The following is a 210-nucleotide window of genomic DNA, read 5'->3' on the forward strand; positions in this document are numbered from 1 at the left end:
GGGCGCGTTCCAGGTCCAGACGAGCCGGCCCGCTCCGCCGCCCGTGGTGTCGGCGACGATGGCGGCGCTCATGGCGCCGATGAAGCCGCGCCCCTGCATCGAGACGCTGACGCTGTGGGCGTCGGTCAGGTCGCGGTCGGCAAAGCCGGCCGTGCCCTGCAGGGTCAGGGCCGTGGCCGAACCGGTCGACCCGGCCGTCTCCAGGACGGC

1 protein-coding gene is annotated in these 210 nt (G+C 75.2%); it reads right to left on the reverse strand.

The features are described 5' to 3' along the window. Window positions 1–210 (reverse strand): hypothetical protein (locus ASF20_RS24500; RefSeq protein ID WP_162242644.1); only part of this gene is annotated, 210 nt, incomplete at both ends.

The organism is Methylobacterium sp. Leaf88, assembly GCF_001422795.1.
Lineage (GTDB): Bacteria > Pseudomonadota > Alphaproteobacteria > Rhizobiales > Beijerinckiaceae > Methylobacterium.